Source organism: Amycolatopsis albidoflavus, from assembly GCF_039525725.1.
In the GTDB taxonomy this organism is placed as follows: Bacteria; Actinomycetota; Actinomycetes; order Mycobacteriales; family Pseudonocardiaceae; genus Amycolatopsis; species Amycolatopsis albidoflava.
In genome coordinates this window covers 18,993-44,296 of sequence record NZ_BAAAHV010000016.1, presented here as the reverse complement: position 1 = coordinate 44,296, position 25,304 = coordinate 18,993, and the positions used below count along the sequence as shown (strand labels likewise).

Here is a 25,304-nt window from a genome sequence, read left to right as displayed (position 1 = left end):
TGAACTCCCGGACGGCCAGCGAGAGCGGAGTTGTGGTCCGCGAGGCTCAGCCGATCCGGATACCGGCCAGCTGCGTGCCTTGCGCGACCAGAGTCCCGGCGCTGTCCCATACGTGGCAGGACTCGTCGACCCGCCCGTCGCCGATCAGGTGAGCGCGGTGCAGCACCCGCACCGGGCCGGGAGCCGGATGCGCCCGCACATACGCGGTCAGTTCGAGCGTCGGCACCCAGCCGGACGGCGCGACGTCGAGGGTTGCGGGCGGCAGGGCGTCGACCGCGAACAGCAGGCTGACCGGATCGAACGGCTCGTCGCCGGGCAGCGCGAGCAGGGCGCGCAGTTCGCCGCGGCCGCTGGGCCCATCGGCGAGCGGGCGGTCGAAGTACACGTCGATCTCGTCGCGGATCGCGATCGGGATGCCGGACGACAGCACGTCCGGGCCCCACGGCTCCTCCGGGAACGGCCCGAACTTCGGCTGCGGCACCCCGTCCTGCCAGAACGGCTCGGCCTCGCCGAGCACGCCCAGTGTCAGCAGGGCCTCGACCTGCGGCACGCCGTCCTTGAGCAGCCGTCCGCGCAGCTGGGTCGCGGTCCGGCCGGTGCGCAGCACCTCGACCTCGATCTCCGCCGGGCCCGGTTCGGGCGAGCGCAGGTAGTGCGCGCTGGCGGCGAGCACGTCCGGGTGTCCGGAAACGACGGTCGCCGCGCGGGCGATCGCGGCCAGCAGGTAGCCGCCGTTCGGGCGGCCGCCGATGGTCCACGCCGGGCTCAGGTCGACGCTGAACTCGGTGTCCGAGCGCTGTTTGACCGCGGACACCGCGGCGAAGGTCGTCGTGCTCACGGTTCCCTCCAGGTGAGTTGCTTCCCGCAACCTACCTGCTAGGCCGTTCGGGTGTCCCGGGCACTGAGACCCACACCACCCGTTCCGCCCGCACCGCCGGGAGTTCCCCGGCAAGATGTGCGCGGTGCGTGTCGAGGACGGCGCGCGGGTTCCGTTCCCTTGGTGAGCCCGCCCGGAAGCGGCGAGCCGGACACTGGAGGAAACGCTATGCCGAAGTACATGCTGCTGCAGACCTACGCCCAGGGCGAAGGCTGCGACATCCCGCTGCCGGAGTGGGCCCCGGCGGACATTCGCGCGCACATCCAGTTCCAGCACGTGCTCAACGCCGAACTGACCGAGGCCGGAGAACTCGTCGAGGCGGAAGGCCTGGCCGGGCCGGAAGCGGCGAAGACCGTGGTCGCGGACGGCAAGGGCGGCGCGGTCGTCACCGACGGGCCGTTCCCGGAGGGCAAGGAACTGCTGGCCGGATACCGCGTGGTGGACGTCGAATCGGAGGCGCGGGCGCTGGAGATCGCGACCCGGGTGTCGGCCGCGCCGGGTCCGGAAGGCGCACCGCTGCGAGTGCCGATCGAGGTGCGCCAGGTGATGAGCGCGCCGGAGGTGTGATGTCGCGGCCTGAGGTCGAGGACCTGGTGCGCACGCTCGCGCCCCAGGTCCTCGCCGTCCTCGTGCGCCGGTCCGGCGATTTCGGCGCGGCCGAGGACGCGACACAAGAAGCGCTCCTCGCTGCGGTGCAGCACTGGCCCGCGGAGGGGATCCCGGAGAATCCGCGCGGCTGGCTGCTGCAGACCGCCAGCCGCCGGATCATCGACAGCTTCCGCAGCGACCAGGCTCGGCGGCGGCGCGAGGACACGGTCGCCGCCGAGCCGCGGGCCGCCGACGTTCCGGATCGGGACGACACGCTGACGCTGCTGTTCCTGTGCGCGCACCCCTCGCTGACGTCGGCGTCGGCGATCGCGCTGACGTTGCGGGCCGTCGGCGGACTGACGACGGCGGAGATCGCCAGCGCGTTCCTCGTGCCGGAAACCACGATGGCGCAACGGATCAGCCGGGCGAAGGCGAAAATCAAGAAGTCCGGCCTGGCGTTCCGGATGCCCGAGGCGGACGAGCGGCAGGCATCGCTGCGGTCCGTGCTGCACGTGCTGTACCTGGTGTTCAACGAGGGATACACGAGCAGCGGGGGCCGTCGCCTGCACCGCACTGAACTGTCGGCCGAGGCGATCCGGCTCGCGCGACTGCTGCACGCCGCGCTGCCGGACGACGGCGAAGCGGCCGGATTGCTCGCGCTGATGCTGCTCACCGACGCCCGCCGTCCGGCCCGCACCGGACCGGACGGCGACCTCATCCCGCTCGCCGACCAGGACCGGTCACAGTGGGATCGTTCGCTGATCCGGGAAGGCGTCGCGCTGATCACCGCCGCGTTGACCCGCGACGGCATCGGCGAATACCGGCTGCAGGCCGCGATCGCCGCGACGCACGACATCGCCTTGCGGGCCGAAGACACCGATTGGCCGCGCGTGCTCACGCTGTACACGCGGCTAGAGGCGCTGACCGGCAACCCCGTCGTAACGCTCAACCGCGCGATCGCGACTGCGATGGTGCACGGGCCGGACGCCGGGCTCGCGATGCTGGCCGAGCTCGACGACCGGCTCCCCGGCCACCACCGCCTCGCCGCCGCCCGCGCGCACCTGCTGGAAATGGCCGGCGAACGAGAGGAAGCGATCCGCCACTACACCGCGGCCGCCGCCCGCACCGGAAACACCGCCGAGCAGCGGTATCTGACGCTGCGCGCGGCCCGGCTCCGCGCCGGCCATTCCACAAGTCGCTCGCCGATCGGCACCGAGTAGTATCAGGACACTTCACGAGCGGAGCGCACCATGGCGAGCATCGAAGACGCCCGTCGCCGGACCGGGTACGACGTCACCGAGACGGCTGCCGACGACGTGCTCTCCGCCCTGCGCGCCGCCGAACCGCCCGCGCCGGACGCCGGGGTCGTCTGGTGGCTGTACGCGGGCCGGAAGCCGCGGACGCCGTACCTGGTCGCCGGCCTGCGCGGCACGCGGGGAAGCCTGGCATGGCACGAAAACGGCGAGACTTACCTGCCCGCGGACGGCTCGGGCGAGGATCCCGTCGACTACTTCAGCCTTCAGGGCGCGCACTTCCCGCAGCCGTCCGGGAGCGAGGTTTCCGCCGAGGAAGTACTGCGCGCGGTGCGGGAGCTGTGCGAATCCCAGACGCGGCCCTCCGGCGTTTCCTGGAAGCCCGCTTGAGTTTTGTCCACATAGGACTATTAGGCGAAGTCGTCCTTGTGCGCCCTGGCCCACTCGCGGAATGACGTCGGCCGTCCCGCGAACCGTTCCACCGTGTTGTTCACCGGGGCTGCTCGGCCCACCGCCGCCTCCTCCACGTCCATCAGATGCTCCAGCACCGCCTCCGGCATCCACTCCGGACGCCGCGCCAGAGCCTCGCTCCGCGTTTCGGTCGCCACTTCGATCGAGCTACCCAATTCCTCCGCCAGGGTCTCCACCACCGCACGCTGCGTCATCGACTCCGGCCCAGTCAGCGGCAGCCTCCGCCCCGGGTAGCTACGCTCCGTGAGCAGCTTGGCGGCAACCGCCGCCACGTCCTCCTCGGCCGTCGGCGCGCACTGCGACTCCGGCGAGACGAGCCGCACCGGCTCCCCGGCCCGGATCGCCGCACCCCAGTCCCGCCGGGTGTTACCCGCCAGCCAGCCCGGGTACAGCACCGTGAACGGCAGTCCGGACTCCGCCACCGCCGCCTCCGCGGGCAGATGCGCCCGCCGGATCGGGTTGTCCGCAGCGCCCTCGTAGACATCCGGCGACGACAGCAGCACGACGTACGACACGCCTGCTTTCTTCGCCGCCGCAAGGAAATCCACGGCACTCTTCGCCCGGGTCGGATACAAGAAAATCGCCTCGACACCGCTCAGCGCTTCCTCGAACCCGCCGTCGGCCGTGAGGTCCAACGACACCGCGTCCGGCAGATCCAGCCCGCCCGCGTCGCGCGCCGAGCCACGCACCTCGTGCCCGCCCTCGCGGAGCACGCGGACGACCTCGCTCCCGACATTCCCGCGCGCCCCCGTCACCAGGATGGTCATCCCACACTCCCTTTGCCCTTAAATTAACTTTGCACTCAAAGCTAATCTTGATCACCCGCCGCTGTCAACCTCCCGCTTCCGGTACACGACCGAGCGAGATCGTTGTATGGATCGTGTACGGATCCCTCCGACACTCCGGCAGTTCGATTCGGACGAGTGAAGGGAGATCCGTCGTGGTCGGGAAAGTGATGGTCCGGCGCACGGTCGCCGCGCTGCTCGCCGCGGGGGCGGTCACCGCAGTCGCGACGCCCGTGAGCGCTGCCGAGGCTTCCGGCGCCTGGCGCGCCGATCTGTCCTCAGTGGACAGTGACGATGTCAACGTCGTCACGGCCAGCGGCACGCTCACGCTGCGGGATCCTGCGTGGAGACCCGCCGACCAGGCCGCGGGAAGCGAGGGCTACCTGCTCTCCGCCGAACGCCGCCTGCCCGCGCCGGCGAACCGGGTCGCCGCCGAAATCTCCGCTGACGCCCCACAAGGCACCTCGGTGGAAGTCGACGTCCGCGGCCGCTCCGGCGCCGACGACTGGACGGAATGGACCCCCGCCGGCACCGCGCTGCCCCGCGCGGTGAGCGTCGTGCAGACCAGGATCACGCTGTCCGGCACCGCCGCCGCGCGCCCCACCGTGCGCGACGTCGAACTGACCAGCTCCCTGACCCCGCAGGCGAACGCCATCGCCGCGTCCACTCCGCTCACCTACACCGTCTACGCCACCCGCGAAGGCCTCGCCGGCCACACCACCGCGAACGGCCATGTCATTTCCAGCAACGACCACTTCGTCGCACTGCCCTCCGGAAAAGCCTTGTCGCCCAAGGGAACCGGAAACTACAGCGTGCGCGTGTGCAAGACGGACAACAGCCGCTGCGAATACGCGCCGGTCTGGGATGTCGGACCGTGGAACACCAAGGACGACTACTGGAACCCGTCCTCGGTGCGCGCCGAGTACAAGGACCTGCCGCAGGGCCAGCCCGAGGCCTACGCCGCCTACCACAACGGCTACAACGGCGGCCGGGACGATCTCGGGTACAAGGTCGGCAACCCCGCGGGCATCGACCTGGCCGACGGGACTTTCAGTGAGGGCGTCGGCCTGGGCGACAACGGAAACGTGAAGGTCACCTACCTGTGGACGGGCTCCGCCGCCGCGAGCGGTTTGGTGCAGACGGCGGGCGACCCGGTGAACGTGCGGTCGGGCGCGCACACGTCCTCGTCGGTGAAGGGCCTGGCGGCCAACTACGCCAAGGTGAACATCGAGTGCTACGTCAACGGGGACAGTGTCACCGGGAAGTTCGGGACGAGCAAGATCTGGGACCGGATCGGGCCCGGGCACTACATCTCGGACACCTATGTGAAGACCGGTTCGGACGGTCCTGTCGCGCCGCTCTGCTGAGGCCGCTTCGGTGGGTTGCCGGTGAGGCCTGGGGGTTCTCACCGGCGACGGCTCCCTTCGCATGGCCGCCTGGTCGCATCGCCGCTCGGCCGCACGGCCGCATGGCCGCATCGCCGCTCGGCCGCACGGCCGCACGGCCGCATCGCCGCTCGGCCGCATCGCCGCACGGCCGCATCGCCGCACGGCCGCATCGCCGCACGGCCGCATCGCCGCACGGCCGCTTGGCTGCTTGGCTGCTTGGCTGCTTGGCTGCTTGGCTGCTTGGCTGAGACGAAGCGTGCTTCCCCTGGAGGGCGTTGCAATGACCCCCGCCGATGACCCCTCACTCGACCGCTCGGCTAACGCGAGTCGAGGGGTCGCAACGCCTTTGCCGGTACTTCCCGGTGGCCGCACGTCGAACCCGTCGCCGGTGAGTCTCGCTTCCGGATTCCGCACCAGCATGCATTCCGGCTTCACCGTTGCTCCATCCAGCCGCGCTCGTTTCCGCGCAGCCAACCCGCAAGCCGGGTTTGCGGGACGTGCGGCGAGGCATCCGCAGTGCGCTCAGTTCCAGTGTGACCATTCCTCGCGGCCCCGACCGGATTCCCTTTGCCCGAGCCGTTTTCCGAAGCTCCTCCCCGCAGCAGCCGCGGGGGTCCGGATCCGGGCCCCCGCGGTTTCCACCCGGTTCAGCGACGGTTTTCCCCTCAACCGCCCGGTAAAGTGGCTAACGTGCACTGCCGCAGCCGAGGGGGTCCGCAATGCCACGCCGTTTCGCACTCATCACCACCGTCATCCTGCTCGCCATCACCCTGAGCACCTCCGCCCACGCCGCTCCAGCCGTCATCGGCGGAGAAAAGGCTTCCCTGCAACAACATCCGTACGCAGTGTACTTAGTGGACAGTCACGGAACCCAGTTCTGCGGCGGCGTCATCGTCAGCCGCACCGCGGTGGCGACCGCCGCGCACTGTGCCGCCACCGTCCCGACCGGCGAACTCAGCGTAGTAGCCGGCCGGGAAGACAAACGCAGCCAAGACGGCGTCGTCCGCGCAGTGTCCGCCGCTTGGCAACACCCTGATTTCCATACGCCGCAACAAGGTTCGGACGTCGCAGTCCTCACCGTCCGCGGCTCGCTCCCCTACCGCCCCGCCGACCTGGCCCGCGACCCGAGCCGCTACCCCGCCGGCACCAATGCCACCGTCCTGGGCTGGGGCCGCCTCGCCGACGGCGGCGACCGTTCGGACTACCTGCGCCAAGCCACCGTCCCCCTAGCCGACGACGACACCTGCCACACCGGCTATCCGGAATACACCGTGACGAGCATGCTCTGCGCCGGCTACCCCAACGGCGGCATCGACGCCTGCAAAGGAGATTCCGGCGGCCCGCTGCTGGTCGGCGACACGGTGGTCGGCATCGTCTCCTACGGCGACGGATGCGGGAAGCCTGGCAAACCCGGGATGTACACAAGGGTGACGTCGTTCGCGGACGAGATCGCCGCCCACGCCGGACTCACCTGATCCCGCGAGACCAACCGGCACGACACCGCCCGGATCGGCACTCCTCATTTCGCCCCGCACGGCATCCGCCAAGGCCCACCGAACACAGGCTCCGACGATCGACGGCGGCCGCATCGCCACCACGCACACCTACGACCGGGCCGGATTTCCGCTCCGCACGGACGGGATCCGCCAAGGCACGCCGAACACAAGCTCCGACGATCGACGGCGGCCGCATCGCCAAGACGAACATCTACAAACGGGCGGGGTTTCCGCTCCGCACGGAAGGAATGGCAGAACGCACGCGACTCCCTGAGCACGGCACGGTACAGTCCAGGGCATGACGTCGCCGGAGGCCAGCAGACGGTAGCCGCCCAGCCGCAAGCTGGGCGGCGGAGTGACGGGTACCGGGTTCACACCTGGGCTGGGCTGACCGGCGAAACTTTCACCGCAGACACCGTGCGGTTGAGCTGTGCCCCGAACAAGTCCTCGTGAGTGTTTACTCCGGCTCCAACCGACGCAAGCACTCACGACAGCGAGGCATAGCCAATCGGGCTGCCGTGCGCAAGCGAGCACGCCGACGGCAAGGTCGGTCGGCCAGCGCTAAGCCTGCGCACGGTGGCGATGTCGTGGTGAAGTCTGACGCCACAGGCAAAGCTTGCCGTTCGACACGCGCTCTGGCGAAGCCTGCGCACAGCAGAGCCACCGGCAAGCGTGCTTGCCACCACGGCATCGCGGCATCGCGGCATCGCGGGCACAGCATGCTCGGCACGACAGCACCGCGGCCAAAGCATGCTCGGCACCCACGGCACCGCGAGCAAAGCGTGCACGGCACCGCGGCCAAAGCGCGCTCGGCACCGCAGCCAAAGGGTGTTCGGCACCGCGGCACTGCGGCCAAAGCATGCTTGCCACCATGGCACCGCGGGAACCGCGGGCTCGGCACCGCGGCACCACGGCCAAAGCGTGCTCAGCACCGCAGTACCCGGACAAAGCCTGCTCGCGGCCCCCGCGCCGCAGCAGTGCTTCGCCCGGCGAAACTGCAGCCAAGCGCCCAAGCCAAGCCGCGAGCCGCTGCGCGCGAGGCCCGAGGCACCCCACTCCGCAAGCGAACCGTCCTCATCCCTCCGGCGTCCCCGACGCCGACAGCTACTCGGAGCCGATTCCCTTGCCTCCCGTCATTTTCCTCCTGGCCTGTGCGGTCTTCGCCCAAGGCACGTCCGAGTTCGTCCTCTCCGGGCTCCTCCCCCAAATCGCCGCGGGCACCGGCGTCTCGCTCGGCGCGGCCGGGCTGCTTACGTCGCTCTTCGCGGCCGGAATGGTCGCGGGCGCACCAGTTCTCGCGATGCTCGGCAGCAAACTGCCGCGCAAGCTGGCACTCCTCACCTTCCTCGGCCTCTTCTCCGCAGTTCACGTCATCGGTGCTCTCACCACCGATTTCCCGCTCCTCCTCGCCACCCGCGCCCTCGCGGCGTTCGCCAACGCCGGGTTCCTCTCGGTAGCGCTCGCGGCGCTGCCGTCGCTCGTCGCGGAGGACGCCGTCGGGCGGGCGACTTCCGTGCTGCTGTCCGGTGTCACGCTCGCGTGCATCGTCGGCGTTCCGGCCGGGACGCTGCTCGGCCAGTACGCCGGGTGGCAAGCCGCGTTCTGGGCCATCGCGGCGATCACGGCGGCCGCCGCCGTCGCGCTGACGACAACAAAGTTCGACAGCCCGTCAGCCACCAGCCCGGTGTACCGCGAGTGGCGAGTCCTGACACAGCCACGCGTCGCGGCCACCGTGGTCAAGGGGATTCTCGTCAACGGCGGAACCTTCGCGGCCTTCACCTATCTCGGCACGATGACGCAATCAGCCAGCTGGGTTCCAGTAGTGCTGGCGGTGTTCGGAGTGGGATCGTTCGTCGGCGTCACGATCGCGGGCAAGGCAGGTCCGAGGATTCTCAAAGCGGGCACGGCAGTGCTGACCGCCGTGTGGGTGGCGGCGTTCTTCGCGGCGCAGAGTCTTCCGGGGCTCATCGCAGCCGCATTGATCACCGGGGCGATGGCGTTCGGCGTCGGGTCCGCGTTGATCGCCGCGATTGTCACCTCCGCCAGCAAGGAAGCGCCCCGGGTGGCCGGGGCGATCGCGACTACGGCGTTCAATCTCGGCGCGGTGGCCGGGCCTGCGGTGGCGGGGGCCGTCGTCCTCGATGCGGCGCATGCGAGCGCGGCGTTCTGGGTCAGTGCGGCCTTCACCGCCGCGGCGATGTTCCTTCGGGTGAAGAAATAGCGAAAGGCGGCCCGGGCAAGAACCCGGGCCGCCTCGAAAAACAGCTCAGCGGAGCGTGTCCCAGCCCGCGTAGCGAGCCTCGGTGCCCAGCTCCTCCTCGATGCGGATCAGCTGGTTGTACTTGGCCGTCCGGTCGGAGCGCGACAGCGAGCCCGTCTTGATCTGGCCGCAGCCGGTCGCCACCGCGAGGTCGGCGATGGTGGTGTCCTCGGTCTCGCCCGAGCGGTGCGACATGACCGCCGAATAGCCCGCCTTGTGCGCGGTGTCGACCGCGGACAGCGTCTCGGTCAGGGTGCCGATCTGGTTGACCTTGATGAGGATTGAGTTGGCGATGCCGCGCTTGATGCCGTCGCGCAGGATCTCGACGTTCGTGCAGAACAGGTCGTCGCCGACGAGCTGCACGCGGTCGCCGATGCCGTCGGTCAGCTGCTTCCAGCCGGCGTAGTCGTCCTGGGCCAGGCCGTCCTCGATCGAGACGATCGGGAAACGCTCGGTCAGCTCGGTCAGGTACGCGACGTGTTCCTCGATGCTGCGCTTGCGGCCCTCGCCGGTGTAGTCGTAGGCGCCGTCGCGGTAGAACTCCGACGCCGCCGGGTCCAGCAGCAGCGCGATGTCCTTGCCCGGCTCGTACCCGGTCTTCTCGATGGCGCGGACCACGAACTCGAGCGCCTCGTCGGCCGATCCCAGCTGCGGCGCGAACCCGCCCTCGTCGCCGACATTCGTGTTGTGTCCCGCCTCGTGCAGCGATTTCCGCAGCGTGTGGAACACCTCCGAGCCCATCCGCACGGCGTCGGCGAACGTTTCCGCGCCGACCGGGCCGATCATGAACTCCTGGAAGTCGATCGGGTTGTCCGCGTGCGCGCCGCCGTTGATGATGTTCATCATCGGCATCGGCAGCAGGTGCGCGTACACCCCGCCGACGTACCGGTACAGCGGCAGCGTGTTCGCCGCGGCGGCCGCCTTCGCCACCGCCAGCGACACACCGAGCGTCGCGTTCGCGCCGAGGCGGGCCTTGTTCTCGGTGCCGTCGAGGGCGATCAGGGCGCGGTCGACGTCGGCCTGCGCCTCGGCCTCCATGCCGGTCACGGCGTCGGCGATCTCGCCGTTCACCGCGTCGACCGCCTTGCGCACGCCCTTGCCGTGGAACCGCTTCGCGTCGCCGTCCCGCAGCTCAACGGCCTCGCGCGTGCCGGTGGAGGCCCCGGACGGCACCGCCGCGCGGCCCACCGACCCGTCCGCCAGCACCACGTCGACCTCGACCGTCGGGTTGCCCCGGCTGTCGAGCACCTCACGGCCCCGGACCCGGACGATGCCTGTCATAACGCTCCTCGGAGGTTCGAGCCGAAGCACTCAGCGCACGCTCCGTGAAGCGCTCCGGCAGCAACGCGGCACCACGGCGAGCCGCACGTCACGCTGGAGGCTAGCAGAACCGTTCTGAATCGATCCGGCTAATCCGGGACGCTCCACTTCGGACAGTCCGGAAACCGTTTCCCGGCAAAGGGAACGAACCGGAACTCCGCGCAAAAACACTTCACGCGCCGGACGCCCGGCGTTCATCGACGGGCCGCGCGGCCAGCATAACTTCGCTTCCGCCTGGGAGCCGGAGGAGGCCGTCATGTCCAACACCGTCAGCCGTCGAGGAGCGTTAGGCCTTATGGGTGCGAGCGCTGCCGTACCACTGCTCGGCACTGGTACGGCCGCTGCCGCTCCTCTTGCGCCGGCTCCGGGCGGCGGCGCGACACCGGTGCAGGGTTTGCATCTCACGTTCGGCCGCGATCCCGCGCAGCAGATGGTGGTTTCGTGGCTCACCGACGGCCCGGTCCGCCGTCCCCGCGTCCTCTACGGCACGCTCGACGACGGCTTCGGCTCATACGCTCCCGCGGTCACCCGCACCTACGTCGACGGCACTTCCAACCGCACGGTCTGGGTGCACCACGCCGAGATCAACCGTCTGTGCCCGAACACCGAGTACCTCTACATCGCCCAGCACGACGGCGCGACGCCCGACGCGGGCACCTTCCGCACCGCGCCCGGCGGGAGGTCCGCGTTCACCTTCACCAGCTTCGGCGACCAGTCCGCGCCGCAAGTCACCTGGGATCTCAAGGGCGCGCCCGCGCTCGACTTCTTCTCCACGCCGGCCACGAAGGACATCGTCACCGGCATCGAGACCGTCGCGCCGCTGTTCCACCTGCTCAACGGCGACCTCTGCTACGCCAACCTCGACGTCGACCGCGTGCGCACCTGGAACAACTTCTTCACCAACAACACCCGCTCGGCGCGGTACCGGCCGTGGATGCCCGCCGCGGGCAACCACGAGATCGAGAAGCAAAACGGTGCGATCGGGATGGGCGCCTACCAGGCGTACTTCCAGCTTCCCTCCACCGAAACCGATCCGGAACTCGCCGGCCTCTGGTACGGCTTCACCGTCGGCTCGGTGCGGGTGATCGTGCTGCAGAACGACGACAACTGCCTGCAGGACGGCGGCGACGTCTACGTCAACGGCTACTCCGGCGGACGGCAACTGGCCTGGCTGGAGAAGGAATTGGCCGCGGCGCGGGCGTCGCGCGACGTGGACTGGATCGTCGTCGCGATGCACCAGGTCATGATCAGCACGTCCGACGCGAACGGCGCCGACCTGGGCCTGCGCGAGAAGTACGGCCCGCTGTTCGACCGCTACGGCGTCGACCTGGTGCTGTGCGGGCACGAGCACGACTACGAACGCTCCCTCGCCGTGCACGGCGTCGTCGCGGAAAGCGAGACGCTCACGCCGAATCCGGTGTCCGACGCGACCGACAACATCGACGCCACGCACGGCACCGTGCACATGATTCTCGGCGGAGGCGGCGTCTCCGGCACCACCAACGGCAGTTTCTTCAAGGACGGCACCGGAAAGGTGCTGACCGCCGTCGCCGACAAACGGGATCCGGCCACGGGCAAGCGGAAACCGACCTACGTGCGCGAAAAAGCGGTGTGGAGCGCGGTGCGCGACCTCGACCACCCCTACGGATTCGCCGCGTTCACTGTGGACCCCGGGCGCCGTCCGGGCGGCACGACCACCATGCACGTCACCTATTACAACGTGAACAAGCCGACCGGCGAACTGTCGGTGTTCGAGCGGTTCTCGCTGCACCGCAAGCGCGCCGACGGCTGACGTCAACCCCTTCCCGGCCCTGGTCCGGACCACCCCTCAAGCGGGACAGAACGATCCTTAGCCGCGCTACGCTTGCCGCGGACCCGGTGGCCGCAACGGACACCTCCCCCATCGTCAGTCCATTGTGGACCATCGGGCCGCGAGGAGCGCCCCATGGATCACGCCGTCACCCCCTTCGTGCTGGACCCGGCGGCGCCGGACATACACGGCGAGGGCGCCCGGCTTCGCGCACGCGGACCGCTGACCGTGGTCGAACTGCCCGGCGGCGTGCTCGCCTGGTCGGTCACCAGCCTGCCGCTGCTGCGCAGCCTGCTCGCCGACCCGCGGGTGTCGAAGGACGCCCGGCGGCACTGGCCCGCCTACCGGGACGGCGAGATCACCTCCGACTGGTCGCTGAACATCTGGGTTTCGGTGCAGAACATGTTCACCGCCTACGGCGACGAACACCGCAGGCTGCGCTCGCTGGTGTCGAAGGCTTTCGCGCCCGGCCGGATCGCCGCGCTGCGCCCGGTGGTCGCCGAAATCGTCGACGGCCTGCTCGCCGGCCTCGAAGCCGGACCGGCGGAAACCGACCTGCGCGACCAGTACTGCTATCGGTTGCCGATCGAGGTGATCTGCCGGTTGGTCGGCGTCCCCGAACAAGCGCGGCCGGGCCTGCGCACCGCGGTGGCCGGGATCTTCGCGACGTCGGCGACCTCGGAGGAAGCGACCGCGAACGTCGAACTGCTGTACGGAATTCTCGCCGACCTCGTCTCCCAGCGGCGCGCCGAGCCTGGGGACGACCTCGCCACCGCACTCATCACCGCCCGCGACTCCGACGGCTCCCGGCTGAGCGAAGCGGAACTGGTGGACACGCTGATCCTGGTGATCACCGCCGGTCACGAGACGACGGTCAACCTGCTAGACCAGGCCGTGACCGCACTGCTGACGCATCCCGCGCAGCTGCGCTCGGTGCTGGCCGGAGCGTGCACCTGGTCGGACGTCGTGGACGAGACTTTGCGCTGGCAGGCACCGCTTTCGCACCTGCCGCTGCGCTTCGCGCTGGAGGACATCGAGGTCGAGGGCACGACCATCCACGCGGGCGACCCGATCCTCGCGTCGTTCGGCCCCGCCGGCCGCGACGAGAGCCACCACGGGCCGGACGCGAACGAGTTCGACCTGTCCCGGAAGGACAAGTCAGCGCTCGCGTTCGGGCACGGCGTGCACTATTGCCTCGGCGCGCAGCTCGCCCGGATGGAAGCGGAACTCGGGCTGCCCGCGTTGTTCGAGCGGTTCCCGGACTTGGCGCTGGCGGTGGGCGGGGAGGAGCTGGAGCCGGTGCCGTCCTTTATTACCAACGGGCACGTGACGCTGCCGGTGCGGCTTAGGCGCTCGTGAGCGCCTAAGCCGGTTCTCACCGGCATCGCCCCTCACGAGACCGGCTGCGATGCGGACTCGGGCGAGGCAGGCGGGCGGGGCAGGTCGTCGTGAGTGCGTATGCCTGTTCTAACCGGCATCGCCGCTCACGACTCCCACTCGGCCAGCACCTCTTCCGTGTGAGAGCCCGGGACCGGCGGCGACGTCGGCACATCCGTTGTGCTGCGCGAAAACCGCGGTGCCGGAGCGGGCTGGACGATCCCGTCCACCGTGATCAGGCCGGACCGCGCGGCGATGTGCGGATGCTTGGGCGCCTCGTCGGGAGCCAGGACCGGCGTGACACACGCGTCGGTGCCGTCGAAGACCTCGGCCCATTCGTCGCGAGTGCGGCTGAGGAAAGCGCGGGTGAAGGTGGCGCGGAGCGTGGGCCAGCCGTCGCGGTCGAGCTGCGGCGGCAGGTCTTCCGCGGCGAGGCCGAGGCCGTTCAGGAGAGCCGCGTAGAACTGCGGTTCGAGTGAGCCCACCGCGACGTAACGGCCGTCCGCGCAGACGTACGTGTCGTAGAACGGCGCGCCGCCGTCCAGGAGGTTCGTGCCGCGTTCGTCGGACCACGAACCCAGGCCGCGCAAAGCCCACATCATCTGGGACAGCACGTTCGCGCCGTCGACCATCGCCGCGTCCACGACCTGGCCGCGACCGGTCCGGCCGCATTCCCACAACGCCGCGAGCACGCCCGCGATGAGGAACATCGACCCGCCGCCGAAGTCGCCGACCAGGTTGAGCGGCGGCATCGGACGTTCGCCCGCGCGGCCGATCGCGTGCAGCACGCCGGTGAGGCCGAGGTAGTTGATGTCGTGGCCGGCGCGCTGGGCGAGCGGGCCTTCCTGGCCCCAGCCGGTCATCCGGCCGTAGACCAGGCGGGGATTGCGGGCGAAACAGTCGTCCGGGCCGACGCCGAGCCGTTCGGTGACGCCCGGGCGCAGGCCTTCGACCAGCACGTCCGCCTTCGCCGCGAGCCGCAGCACGAGTTCGCGGCCCTCGGGGGTCTTGAGGTCCGCCGCGACCGAGCGGCGGCCGCGCAGCAGCGGGTCCGGCTTGCCGCCGCTGAGGTCGAGCGATCCGGAGGGCCGTTCCACCCGGACGACGTCCGCGCCCAGGTCGGCGAGCACCATGCAAGCGTGCGGCCCCGGCCCGATCCCGGCCAGCTCGACGACTTTCAGCCCGCTCAACGGTCCCGCCACATGTCCTCCTCGGCTCCGGTGCCCCGCGGCGGCGACCCTACCGGCCGGCCCGGCCCGCGTCCGGGCGTGTGGGGTAACCCACCCGTGGCCCGACCCGGGCAGAACCGGCGCCGCGCCTCACCCGAACCGGGGACTGGCGTCTCGCCGCCGCGTCAGCCGGGTACCCGGCTGGTATCCATGTGTCACGAATAGATCAAGGAGGATTTCGATGAGCTTTTTCGACCAGGCCAAGGACAAGATCCAGGAATTCGCGGGCAACAACCAGGACAAGGTCGGCGAGGGCATCGACAAGGCCGCCGAATTCGCCGACGAGAAAACCGGCGGCAAGCACGGCGACCAGATCCGCCAGGGCGCGGACAAGCTGAAGGAAAACTTCGGCGGAGGCCAGCAAGGCGGCCAGGAACAAGGCGGCGGACAGCAGCAGGGCGGCTTCGACCAGGGCGGTCAGCAGGGCCACCAGCAGGGCGGGCCGCAGGGGCAGCAGGGCGGCTTCGGCCAGGGCGAGCAGGGCGGTCAGCAGGGCCAGGGCCAGCAGGGCGGTTACGGCCAGGGCGGCCGCGAACAGGGCGGCCAGCAAGGCGGATTCGGCCAAGGCGAGCAGCAGCAGGGCTTCGGCCAAGGCGGGCAGCAGCAAGGTTTCCAGCAGGGCGGCCAGCAGCAGGGCTTCGAAGAGCGCGGCCAGCAAGGCGGATTCGGGCAGGGCGACCAGGGCGGCTACGAGCAGGGCGGCCAGCAGGGCGAGCAGCAGTGGGGCAACCAGCAGTAGCAAGGACTGTTCCGGCCTGAGGTTCCGCGCCGAACGCTGCGGCCGACCGCTTCGTGAATCGGCCGCGGCGAGCGAAACGCACGGCTCGGCAACCGCAGTCAACTGCGGAAGCGAGCCGCGGCAAGCCAACCACACGGCTCGACAACCGCAGTCAGCCGCGGAAGCCAGCCGCGGCAAGCCAACCACACGGCTCGACAACCGCAGTCAGCCGCGGAAGCCAGCCGCGGCAAGCCAACCACACGGCTCGACAACCGCAGTCAGCCGCGGAAGCCAGCCGCGGCAAGCGAAACGCTCGGGTCAGGACCCGCGAGCATCAGCCCCGGTGCGCGGGGCCGAGCGAATCGGCCGACGAGGGCAGCTCGCGAAGCGGCGAGCGGGCGACGGTGATCCGGCAATCGTCCGGCCGCGGCCGGGAGTTATTCGGCTGACCACCGAACCTGCCGCACCGAACGGAAGGGACGGCATTTTCCGCGCAATTTCCGGCGTGTTCACCCGGACCGCGCGAAAATGCCGTCCCGTTTTTCCCTCGTCCCGTCCGAGCCGCTGAATTTATTTCACGATGCCGTGGTCGGCGGCGCTTTTTCCGGGTGCCGGTCAGGAGGGTTTGCGCGCCGAGATCAGCACGTGTTCCTCCGGCGGCGCTCCCGGTTTGTCCGGCGCGAAAGACTCTTCCCTCGTACCGGTGACCTCCAGTCCGGCCGCACGCACCCGGTCGGCGAGCGCGTCCACCGGAAAACTCGTCACGCGGATCGTGTGGCCGAGGAACTCGATCGGCACGTCCTCGATGTCCGCGGGCACCGTCACCAGCGCGAACCTTCCGCCCGGGACCAGCCAGCCCGCGATCCGGCCGAGGACCTGCTCCGTTTCGGCTCGCGACAGCTGCACGAACGAGAAGAACGCGCACACCGCGTCCCACGTCCCGGGCGGCGACTCCCATTCCCGCACGTCAGCCTGGACGAACTCCGCCGAAGGCACCTGCTCGCGCGCGATCCGCACCATCTCCGCCGACACGTCGATCCCGGTCACCCGATGCCCGGCCGCGGCCAGTTCAGCCGCGGCGGGACGGCCGGTCCCGCTGCCGATGTCGAGCACCCGGGCGGACGACGGCAGCACCTCGATCAACTCCCGCACTGCCGCGTCCACCACCGGCCGGCGGCCGAACGCCTCCTCGTACCTGGCGCCGATCGCGTCGAACAGCTCCGCGGTGGTCAGCTCCTCGGACATCCCCATCTCCCCTCGCCGTCGAAGGAGTCCAGGCTATCGGCCCCCACCGACAATTCCGGTCAGTCGGCGGCTTCGTAGGTGGCCGCGGCGACCACCAGGTCCTCCCAAGCCATCCCGACGCTCTTGAACAGCCGAGGCCTCGAAGGCACCGAATGCCCCTGAGCCAGCGCGGCGAGCGAGACGAGGTCATCCGCCGCGAGGGCACCGGATTCCAGTGCCAGCACCACATCCCCGGCCTCGCGGGTAGCCGCGCCGATCCCCTCGACGACCACTGTGGACCGTCCAATCAGGACATCGTCGACTTCCCGCGCTTCCGGCTCATGCGAACCGACGGCGACCACGGTGGCGTGCTCGGGGACTTTCGCGCCGTCGAACACCGGGGTCCGGGACGAGGTGCAGCACACGACCAAATCAGCCGAGGCGATGTCGTCCGGCGTACCCACCCGCGCGAACGGGTACTGCGCGGCAAAGGCTTGCGTCCGCTCGGGATTCCGCCCGACGACCACCACCTCCCGCACCGGCCGGACCGCCCGGAAAGCCTCGATGTGGCTCTCCGCCTGCGGGCCGGTACCGAACACCACCAGGCGTTCCGCGTCCGGAACGGCGAGTAGGTCCGCCGCCACCGCGGAGACGGCCGCCGTGCGCACCGAGGTGAGCGCGACGCCGTCCAGGAGCGCCATCGGCGTGAGCGTCGGGCCGTCCATCAGCAGGTAGTGGCCTTGGATCCGCGGCAGGCCCCGCGCCGGGTTGTCCGGCGCGACGGACGCGACCTTGACCCCGGCGTAGCGGTCCCAGAACGCGGGCATGAGCAGGAACTGCCCGGTCGGCACCGGCACGACGGACCGCGGCGGGTCCTGGTCCGGGTCGAGACCGCCGGCGAGGGCCGCGCGGACCGCGTCGACGGCTTGCTGGACAGTGGGCCGGGCATCGAGGAGCAATCGCACCCCCGGAGCATCGCACAGGCCGCCGACAGAACGTTGAGCCGCAGGTCACAACACCTTAGATACAAGCTGGGATGCATGTTAGCGTCGAGCGTGTGACCGCTGTGAAACCCGCCGCCGACCGCGCCTACGAGCTCACCAAGGAACTGGTGCTCACCGGCGAACTGCCCGGCGGGCACCTGTTCAGCGAGGGCGAGATCGCCGAACGCCTCGGGGTCAGCCGGACTCCGGTGCGCGAGGCCTTCCTGCGGCTGCAGGTCGAAGGACTGCTCAACCTGATCCCGAAGCGCGGCGCGATCGTCGTGCCGATCACCCCTGGCGAGGCCGAAGACGTGCTCGAAGCCCGAGAGGCCGTCGAGAGCGCGGCGGTACACCGGCTGGGCCGCCGTCCGGAACTGATCCCGGACGCGCTCGAACAGCTGCGCGCGGTGCTGGAAACCCAGCGCCAGCACGCGGAAGCGGGCGACGTGCCCGCGTTCGCCGAGGCCGACGAGCTGTTCCACCGCACGATCGTCGCGGCAGGCGGCAATGCCCTGCTGCTCACCTTCTACACCACCCTCGCCGACCGCCAGCGCCGGATGAACGTCCACGCGCTCGCGCCGATCCCGGCCCGCCTGCCGCAGGTCGTCGGCGAACACGAACAGCTCCTGAACATCATCGCGGAGGCAGAGACGAAGGCCGACACCTTCGCCCCGGCCCTGCGCGCACACCTGGATTCGGTGCACAAACGATGACCACTACCGCTGACCGCGCTCCCCTGCCCGGAACGCCCGAAACAACCACCCGTCCGGCCTGGTTCCCGGCCGCCGCCGCGGTGTTCGCCGCCGGATGGGGCGGCAACCAGTTCACCCCGCTGCTCGTGATGTACCACGCCGCGGGCTACTCCGCGTTCACCGTCGACGCCTTGCTCGGCGCGTACGTCGTCGGCCTCGTGCCCGGGCTCCTGCTGTCCGGCGGACTGTCCAATCGGTACGGTCGCCGCCCGGTGATGTTCGCCGGGACCGTGCTGTCCCTGCTGGCGAGCCTGCTGCTGGCGCTCGGACCGCTCGGCGTCGCGTGGATCGCCGGCGGCCGGTTCCTGTCCGGTATCGCGGTCGCGGTCGCGATGGCCGTGGGGTCCACCTGGATCAAGGAACTCGCCGACGCCGACCCGTACACCGCGGCCGACACCGGCACCCGCCGCGCGGCACTGTGCCTGACGCTCGGGCTCGGCATCGGTCCCGGCGTCGCCGGCGTGCTCGCGCAATGGGGCCCGTGGCCGATGGTCCTCCCCTATCTGGTCCACATCGGACTCGCGCTGGTCTCGCTCGCCGTGGTCACGCGCAGTCGGGAAACGCTTACTGTCCGGACCGATTCGGTCCGCGCCGCTTTGCCCGCCACCGCACGGCATCCGCGGTTCCGCCGGGTCATCTTGCCTGCGGCTCCGTGGATTTTCGGCTCCTGCGGCGTGGCGTACGCGATTCTGCCGCAGCTCGTCCAACATCAGACCGGGTCGTGGGCGCTGGCCTACTCCACTCTGCTGACCGTGTGCGCGATCGGCGCGGGCGTCGGGATTCAGCCCATCGCCAAGCGCGTCGACCGCGCCACCAGCGCTCGGGCCGTGCTCACCGGAATGACCGTATTGTGCGTCGGCCTCGTCTTGAGCGTCTTCGCGGCCGCGCAGGAATCGCCGTGGATCGCACTCGGCGCGGCAGTCGTGCTGGGCACCGCTTACGGCATCGTCGTGGTGTCCGGACTGCTGGAATTGCAACGCCTTGCCCGGCCGGACGAAATCGCGGAACTGACCGGCGTGTACTACGCGCTGGCCTACATCGGATTCCTGCTGCCGTCACTTTTAGCGGCCCTGAACGGAGTAGCGGGCTACCCGGTGCTGCTCGCCTGCGTAGCACTGGTCGCGATCGCGGGAACCCTTGTGGTGACCCGACACTCGCGCCGGCACCTCCCCCAGGGCTGACCCCGATTCCGGCAAACGGGACCGAATGCGCGACCGCGCGGAAATTCGGTCCCGTTTGCCGGATTTGTTTCCCACTATTGTCTCTTGTGGATCGTGAAGGAGTCGGAAAGAGTTCTGACTGCCGGGAAAACGAGCGTGCGACAAGTGCGCCCGATTTCATCGGGGCCGGTAACTCACGAACCCTTCTAGCAGGAAGTGGGAACTGCACATGGGGCGTTCCTCGCGATCCGTTCGCGCCCTAGTCATGGCTGCGACCGGCAGTCTGGTGCTGGCCGGGGTCACCCAGCCGGCGCAGGCTGCCGGGCCAGCCGCGGCGACGGCCGACACGACGCCGCAATCGGTGATCGTCGTCCTCTCCGACCAGTTGCCCAGCGCGCCGCCCACCAAGGCGGCCTCGGACACTCGCCGCGCCAAAGCCACCCAAGAACAGGACTCGGTGCTGGCCAAGCTCGCCGGCTCGGCACCGGCCAAGGTCAAGCACTTCGCCCTGGGCAACGCTTTCTCCGCCACCGTCACGCCCGCGCAGGCCGCACAGCTCGCGCACGACCCGGCTGTCGCGCAGGTGCTGCCGGACAGCAAGGTGACGCTGCCGGACGCCAAGCCGAGCGCACCGGCCGCCGCTCCGAAGGCGGGCGGACCGGCCGCGTCGCAGGCCCTGCCGAACGCGACCTGCCCGAGCGACCCGGCGAAACCGTTGCTGGAGCCCGAAGCGCTGACGTCGATCCGCGCGTACAGCACCACCGGCGGGAAGAGCGCGTCCGACCTGGCCAACGGGGCCGGGGTGAAGGTCGCGTTCCTCGCCGACAACATGGACCCGAACTACGCGGACTTCATCCGTCCCGACGGCAGCCATGTGTTCTCGGACTACCAGGACTTCTCCGGCGACGGTCCGAACACGACCGACGCCGGGGCCGAGGCCTTCGGCGACGCTTCGTCGATCGCCGCGCAGGGCGTCGTGGTCCACGACCTGTCGAAGTTCGTGAACGAGAAGCACCCGCTCCCGGCGGGCTGCAACATCGTCGTGAAGGGCGTCGCGCCGGGCGCGAGCCTGGTCGGCCTGAACGTTTTCGGCAAGACCGCCACGAACTCCGCGGTGCTGCAGGCGATCGACTACGCGGTGACCGTCGACCACGTCGACGTGATCAACGAGTCGCTCGGCCTCAACCAGTACCCGGATTCCAGCTCCCGCAACCTGTTCCAGGTCTTCAACGACCAGGCCGTGGCCGCGGGCGTCACGGTGACCGCTTCCAGCGGCGACGCGGGCACCACGTCCACGATCGGCAGCCCGGCCACCGACCCGCTGGTGATCTCCACCGGCGCGACGACCGACAACCGGCTGTACGCGCAGACCGGCTACGCGGCCTTCCCGTTCTCCAACGGGAAATGGGTGAGCGACAACATCTCCGCGCTGTCCTCGTCCGGCATCACGCAGAACGGCCGCACCATCGACCTCGTCGCGCCCGGCGAGGGCAACTGGGCCGACTGCGCGCCGGCGTACTCGGAATGCCGCAACTTCAACACCGTCCCGCAGCCGACCGACCTCGAATCGTTCGGCGGCACCAGCGAATCCGCCCCGCTGACCGCGGGTGTCGCCGCGCTGGTGATCCAGAGTTACCGCAATGCGCACCACGGTGCGTCGCCGTCGCCCGCGCAGGTGAAGCAGATCATCACCAGCACCGCGCGCGACCTCAACCTCCCCGCCGACGAGCAGGGCGCAGGCCTTCTCGACGCGCGCGCGGCGGTCGAAGCGGCGCTCACCGCTCCGGGCTCGACCGGGGCGCCGGCGGGCGTTTCGTCGAACATCTCGCTGTCGGCCGACCAGCTGACGCTGGAAGGCGCGCCGGGCAGCACGCAGCAGGCGTCGGTCAACGTCACCAACTCGGGCACCAAGCCGCTGACGGTCAGCACCGGCACGCGGACGTTCTCCCCGATGGGCACGCAGGCGCAGACCACGGCGTTCGACTCGACGAAGCTGCCGACGTTCCCGTACTTCAACGGCACGAACTGGGCGTACAAGAAGGTCACGTTCTCCGTGCCGAACGGCGCGCAGCGGTTGCTCGCGCGGATGGCGTGGCAGGGCAGCCCGAAGTCGGTCAACGGCCAGTCGGTCACCCCGGTGGTGCGGCTGACGCTGCTCGCGCCGGACGGCACCTTCGTCGCCAACAGCCGTCCGCAGGGCGGGGCCGCGACGGCGAACTACGCCAACGTGGACGTCACGCGCCCGGTCGCGGGCACGTGGACCGCGGTGCTGTACTCGGCGTCCGGACCGGCCGGTTACACCGGTGACATCCAGCTGGCGACGACCGCGCAGCGCGCCGTCCCGTACGGCCAGGTGTCGCCGCAGATCCTGGAACTCAAGCCGGGCCAGACCAAGCCGGTGCACGTCTCGCTGCAGACTCCGAGCAGCGGCGGCGACGCGGACTACTCGATCACCTTCGGCAGCTCCGACGGCCACCAGACCTCCGTGTCGGCCGTGCTGCGCGCGCTGATCCCGACGAAGAACGGCCCGGGAACCTTCAACGGCACCATCACCGGCGGCAACGCCCGCGCGGTGTCGCCGGCGCAGACCTTCTCCTACGAGTTCGACGTGCCGCGCGGCAAGCGGGACCTCGACGTCGCGGTGAAGCTGCAGGATCCGGGCACGCTGCTCGACGGCGTCCTGGTCGACCCGAACGGCGAACTCGCCGACGTGAACAGCAACGCCTACCTCGATTCGGCCACCACGCTGAAGCAGGGCACCGGCTTGCAGCTCGTCGACGCGAACCCGCTGCCGGGCCGCTGGCACCTGGTGCTCGTCGTGCAGAACCCGGTGACCGGCAAGCAGATCGACCAGCCGTTCAGCGGCACCGTGAGCTTCGACCAGGTCTCGGCCAGCGCGCCCGCGCTGCCGCAGTCCGCGTCGCTCGCCGCGGGCAAGGCCGTGACCGTGCCGGTTACGGTGCGCAACACCGGAGTCGAGCCGATCGCCATCGGCGTCGACGCGCGCACGAACACCCGCCAAACGCTGCAGCCGCAGCCGATCCAGGGTTCGACCGAGGTCAACCTGCCGGAACTGAACACGGACGCGCCGGTGTACTCGATTCCGCCGGAGACGAGCAAGTTCACCGTCGCGACGTCCTCGACCGTGCCCGCGCAGGCGGAGATCCAGGGCTCGGCGGCGGGCATCGACGTGCTCGGCGACCTGAAGTCCGCGCAGAACGGCAGCACGGTGTCGGTCGCGACGATCGGCGAGAAGACCGGGTATGTCACCAAGGGCGTCTGGTTCGCCGACGTGCAGGAGATCGGCCCGTTCGGTCCGGAAGGCGCGCCCGCCGGGCATTCGAGCTACACGGCGTCGATCCAGACGGCGGGCTTCGACGGTTCGGTGACGTCGTCGACCGGCGACCCGTACGGCCAGTCGGTGGACCCGAACGGCACCGGCGGCACGCCGCAGCTGATCAAGCCGGGCGAGACCGCAACCGTCCTGGTCACGATCACCCCGTCGGGCAACCGCGGCGACAAGGTGGCCGGGCACTTGAACATCGTGACCGTGCCTTCGCTGCCGACCGGCGTGACCGGTCTGCCGCAGGTCGGAACCGGTGAGGTGCTGGCGACTCTGCCGTACAGCTACCGCATCGGCTGATTTCGCGTTCCGTGAGGGGACCCCTGAGGGACTCTGAGTCCCTCAGGGGTCCCCTCACGTCCGTCATGTGATGAGCGCGCGGAGGAGTTCCGCGTGCGCGCGGGTCAGTGCCGCGCGGACGCGGGGAACGCAGTCGGCGAGCGGGCCGTCGTCTGTCCAGGCGAGCACGAGAGTCGAATTCGTGGCCGCGCAATGCAATGGCCGGTAAGAGGTGTCCGGCATCGGTCTCGTCGGCGGAGCGGTCACGGTCAGGATTCCCGCCCCGTAACCGAAACACAGCGCCGCCCATTCGCTGTCGGCGTAGCAGAGCCGCGGATCGGCACCGGCGTCGGCGAAGGCCGCTAGCAGTGCGCGCGTTCGGGGCTGTACTGCCTGGTCGAGAAGAACGCAGCGCTGGCCGGACAGCGCGGCAGGGGTGAGCGAGTCCGGAACGCCGAGCGGATGTCCGGCAGGAATGCCGACCACCAGCGGTTCCGTGGCTACCGAGACCCATTCGAGGGATCGTTCCCGCACGGCGTCCTGACGCAGCAGGCCGAGGTCCAGTTCGTCGCGAAGCAGCGCTTCGGCCAGTTCCGCGGCGGATTCACCGGCCCGGACCGCCAATCCGGCACCAGGATTGCGCAGGCCCACCTCACGGATCAGCCGCGGCAGCACGGGAGTCAGCACCGAACCGATCCGGATCTGCGCTGCGGGGCGTTCCAGGCCGGCGCGGGCGGCGGTCAGCATCCGGTCGAATTGCGGCACCACCGCCGTGGCGTGTTCGAGCAGGAGCTCGCCGGTTTCGGTGAACAGCCTCCCGTCCGGTTCCGCGGCCAGCAGCGCGGCGCCGACCATCCGTTCCAGCCGCCGGATCCGCAGCGCGAGTTTGGCCGGGCTAGTCCCGAGCGCGGTCGCGGCGGCGGCCACGCTGCCCGCCTCGGCGACCGCGACCAGCAGCTTCAGCTGCCGCAGCTCGACGTCCGCGCCAGTGCGGATCAGCTGGTCCGGGCGGTCAGCCACGGCAGTTCCCCCGGAATCGCGCGCGGGCCGTCGAAGCCGCCCTTTTCGTCGTGATAGGCGTCGAGGATCAATCCGGCCAGCAGGACCGCCCGCCCGGCGACCGGACTGTCCTCGCGATACAGCAGGAAGTGCCTGGTCCGCGAGGACAGACCGGGGATCGGCCGGTGCACCACCCCCGGGGCGAGCGGGCGCGAGGCTTGGACGAGCGTGACGTCGCCCTGGTAACGGACGATCTCGTCGCGCGGGCCGGAGACCGGCACGTAGTGGGCGATCACCGGGGCGAACCCGTACGGACCGCACACCCGGGCCAGGAACTCGCGGCAGCGGTCCGGCCCGGTCGAGGAGATCCACCGCTCGTGCTCCAGGTCGGCCAGGTCCACCTCGCGGCGGGCGGCGAGCGGATGCCAGTCCGGGAGCATCATCAGCAGCGGGTCCTCGGCGAGGTCGATCCGGCCGGTGTTCGGGGGAAGCGGCACCTCGCACTGTTCGGACAGCGCGGCGAGGTCGAGTTCGCCGCGGCCGAACCAGCCGAGCATCTCCGCGGTCGACTCGGCGGTCCGGATCTCCGCCCGGTCGCCGAGCCCGGTCGTCTCCAGCGCGCGGAGCAACGGGCCGGACAGCACGGTTTCCGACCAGCCGACCCGCAACGCGCTTTCGCGCTGGGCTCGCTGCTGCGCGAGAGCGGGCCCGATCCGGGCGGTGCGCGCGAGGATCCCGTCCGCGTAGTCGAGGATCAGCTGCCCGAACGGCGTGGGCCGCACCCCCGCGCGGGCGCGTTCGAACAGCGCCCGGCCGAGCAGTTCCTCGATCCTGCGCAGTTCGCGGCTGAGGGCGGGCTGCGGCAGCACCAGTTCGGTGGCCGCGCGGTTGAGGCTGCCCGCTTTGGCGATCGCCTGGAGGTGGCGCAAATGCTTGAGTTCCAACTCCACGAAAGTCCACGATATGACTCCCGCCGCGGCGAGTGCACCGGC

Annotated in this window: 20 protein-coding genes; 12 read left to right on the top strand and 8 right to left on the bottom strand. The window is 70.1% G+C overall.

The genetic code is table 11. The features are described 5' to 3' along the window. Positions 1-46: 46 nt before the first annotated feature. The gene (locus tag ABD156_RS26345; RefSeq protein WP_344279122.1) at positions 47-838 is read right to left on the bottom strand and encodes a thioesterase family protein; all 792 of its coding nucleotides are present in this window, start codon (positions 836-838) and stop codon (positions 47-49) included. A gap of 207 nt (positions 839-1,045) precedes the next feature. Between ABD156_RS26345 and ABD156_RS26340 the strand changes: the two genes are divergently transcribed. Genes ABD156_RS26340 through ABD156_RS26330 form a run of 3 tightly spaced genes read left to right on the top strand, consistent with a single transcriptional unit; the run spans position 1,046 to position 3,108 of the window. Beyond that, complete coding sequence (locus ABD156_RS26340) at positions 1,046-1,444, top strand: YciI family protein (RefSeq protein WP_344279117.1); 399 nt, start codon at positions 1,046-1,048, stop codon at positions 1,442-1,444. After that, the gene (locus ABD156_RS26335; RefSeq protein WP_344279114.1) at positions 1,444-2,685 is read left to right on the top strand and encodes an RNA polymerase sigma factor; all 1,242 of its coding nucleotides are present in this window, start codon (positions 1,444-1,446) and stop codon (positions 2,683-2,685) included. Before ABD156_RS26340 ends, ABD156_RS26335 begins: the two co-directional genes overlap by 1 nt. A 30-nt stretch (positions 2,686-2,715) precedes the next feature. Next, positions 2,716-3,108, top strand: a complete 393-nt coding sequence (locus ABD156_RS26330; RefSeq protein WP_344279111.1) for an Imm1 family immunity protein — start codon at positions 2,716-2,718, stop codon at positions 3,106-3,108. A gap of 20 nt (positions 3,109-3,128) precedes the next feature. Here the strand turns inward: ABD156_RS26330 and ABD156_RS26325 are convergent, their stop codons facing one another. Continuing rightward, a complete protein-coding gene (locus ABD156_RS26325) occupies positions 3,129-3,956 on the bottom strand; it encodes an SDR family oxidoreductase (protein WP_344279108.1) in 828 nt (275 codons plus the stop codon). A gap of 173 nt (positions 3,957-4,129) precedes the next feature. Between ABD156_RS26325 and ABD156_RS26320 the strand changes: the two genes are divergently transcribed. From ABD156_RS26320 to ABD156_RS26310, 3 genes are all read left to right on the top strand, one after another. Further along, positions 4,130-5,341, top strand: coding sequence for a hypothetical protein (locus ABD156_RS26320; RefSeq protein WP_377926502.1), 1,212 nt, complete (start codon positions 4,130-4,132; stop codon positions 5,339-5,341). A 740-nt stretch (positions 5,342-6,081) separates the two neighbouring features. Then, positions 6,082-6,837 (top strand): S1 family peptidase, encoded by a 756-nt coding sequence (locus tag ABD156_RS26315; protein ID WP_344279105.1) that lies wholly within the window; start codon positions 6,082-6,084, stop codon positions 6,835-6,837. Positions 6,838-7,981: 1,144 nt separating this feature from the next. Then, entirely contained in the window at positions 7,982-9,079 is a 1,098-nt protein-coding gene (locus ABD156_RS26310; RefSeq protein WP_344279102.1) for an MFS transporter, read from the top strand. 45 nt (positions 9,080-9,124) lie between these two features. On the opposite strand, the gene eno is transcribed toward ABD156_RS26310, so the two are convergent. Next, entirely contained in the window at positions 9,125-10,399 is a 1,275-nt protein-coding gene (gene eno / locus ABD156_RS26305; RefSeq protein WP_344279099.1) for a phosphopyruvate hydratase, read from the bottom strand. 295 nt (positions 10,400-10,694) lie between these two features. Here eno and ABD156_RS26300 point away from each other — a divergent pair, with 295 nt between their 5' ends. Both ABD156_RS26300 and ABD156_RS26295 read left to right on the top strand, forming a co-directional pair. After that, positions 10,695-12,230, top strand: a complete 1,536-nt coding sequence (locus ABD156_RS26300) for a purple acid phosphatase family protein (RefSeq protein ID WP_344279096.1) — start codon at positions 10,695-10,697, stop codon at positions 12,228-12,230. A 153-nt stretch (positions 12,231-12,383) separates the two neighbouring features. Continuing rightward, positions 12,384-13,607, top strand: a complete 1,224-nt coding sequence (locus ABD156_RS26295) for a cytochrome P450 family protein (protein ID WP_344279093.1) — start codon at positions 12,384-12,386, stop codon at positions 13,605-13,607. A 125-nt stretch (positions 13,608-13,732) separates the two neighbouring features. On the opposite strand, the gene ABD156_RS26290 is transcribed toward ABD156_RS26295, so the two are convergent. After that, on the bottom strand, positions 13,733-14,827 hold the full coding sequence (locus ABD156_RS26290) for a CaiB/BaiF CoA transferase family protein (RefSeq protein ID WP_344279090.1): 1,095 nt from the start codon (positions 14,825-14,827) through the stop codon (positions 13,733-13,735). Positions 14,828-15,035: 208 nt separating this feature from the next. Between ABD156_RS26290 and ABD156_RS26285 the strand changes: the two genes are divergently transcribed. Further along, a complete protein-coding gene (locus tag ABD156_RS26285) occupies positions 15,036-15,593 on the top strand; it encodes an antitoxin (RefSeq protein ID WP_344279087.1) in 558 nt (185 codons plus the stop codon). Between the two features lie 594 nt (positions 15,594-16,187). On the opposite strand, the gene ABD156_RS26280 is transcribed toward ABD156_RS26285, so the two are convergent. Then, positions 16,188-16,817 carry a class I SAM-dependent DNA methyltransferase gene (locus tag ABD156_RS26280; RefSeq protein ID WP_344279084.1) on the bottom strand — a complete coding sequence of 210 codons (630 nt, stop codon included), beginning with the start codon at positions 16,815-16,817 and terminating at the stop codon, positions 16,188-16,190. 59 nt (positions 16,818-16,876) lie between these two features. Continuing rightward, positions 16,877-17,761 (bottom strand): ornithine cyclodeaminase family protein, encoded by an 885-nt coding sequence (locus tag ABD156_RS26275; protein ID WP_344279081.1) that lies wholly within the window; start codon positions 17,759-17,761, stop codon positions 16,877-16,879. Between the two features lie 92 nt (positions 17,762-17,853). Here ABD156_RS26275 and ABD156_RS26270 point away from each other — a divergent pair, with 92 nt between their 5' ends. From ABD156_RS26270 to ABD156_RS26260, 3 genes are all read left to right on the top strand, one after another. Continuing rightward, positions 17,854-18,492, top strand: a complete 639-nt coding sequence (locus tag ABD156_RS26270; RefSeq protein WP_344279078.1) for a GntR family transcriptional regulator — start codon at positions 17,854-17,856, stop codon at positions 18,490-18,492. Next, positions 18,489-19,712, top strand: coding sequence for an MFS transporter (locus ABD156_RS26265; RefSeq protein WP_344279075.1), 1,224 nt, complete (start codon positions 18,489-18,491; stop codon positions 19,710-19,712). Before ABD156_RS26270 ends, ABD156_RS26265 begins: the two co-directional genes overlap by 4 nt. A 244-nt stretch (positions 19,713-19,956) precedes the next feature. Next, positions 19,957-23,334, top strand: coding sequence for a S8 family peptidase (locus ABD156_RS26260; RefSeq protein ID WP_344279072.1), 3,378 nt, complete (start codon positions 19,957-19,959; stop codon positions 23,332-23,334). Between the two features lie 63 nt (positions 23,335-23,397). On the opposite strand, the gene ABD156_RS26255 is transcribed toward ABD156_RS26260, so the two are convergent. Then, positions 23,398-24,333: a LysR substrate-binding domain-containing protein gene (locus ABD156_RS26255; RefSeq protein ID WP_344279069.1), complete on the bottom strand. Its 936-nt coding sequence runs from the start codon at positions 24,331-24,333 to the stop codon at positions 23,398-23,400. Further along, positions 24,309-25,262, bottom strand: coding sequence for a LysR family transcriptional regulator (locus ABD156_RS26250; protein WP_344279066.1), 954 nt, complete (start codon positions 25,260-25,262; stop codon positions 24,309-24,311). The genes ABD156_RS26255 and ABD156_RS26250 overlap by 25 nt, the downstream gene beginning before the upstream one ends. Between the last annotated feature and the right edge of the window lie 42 nt (positions 25,263-25,304).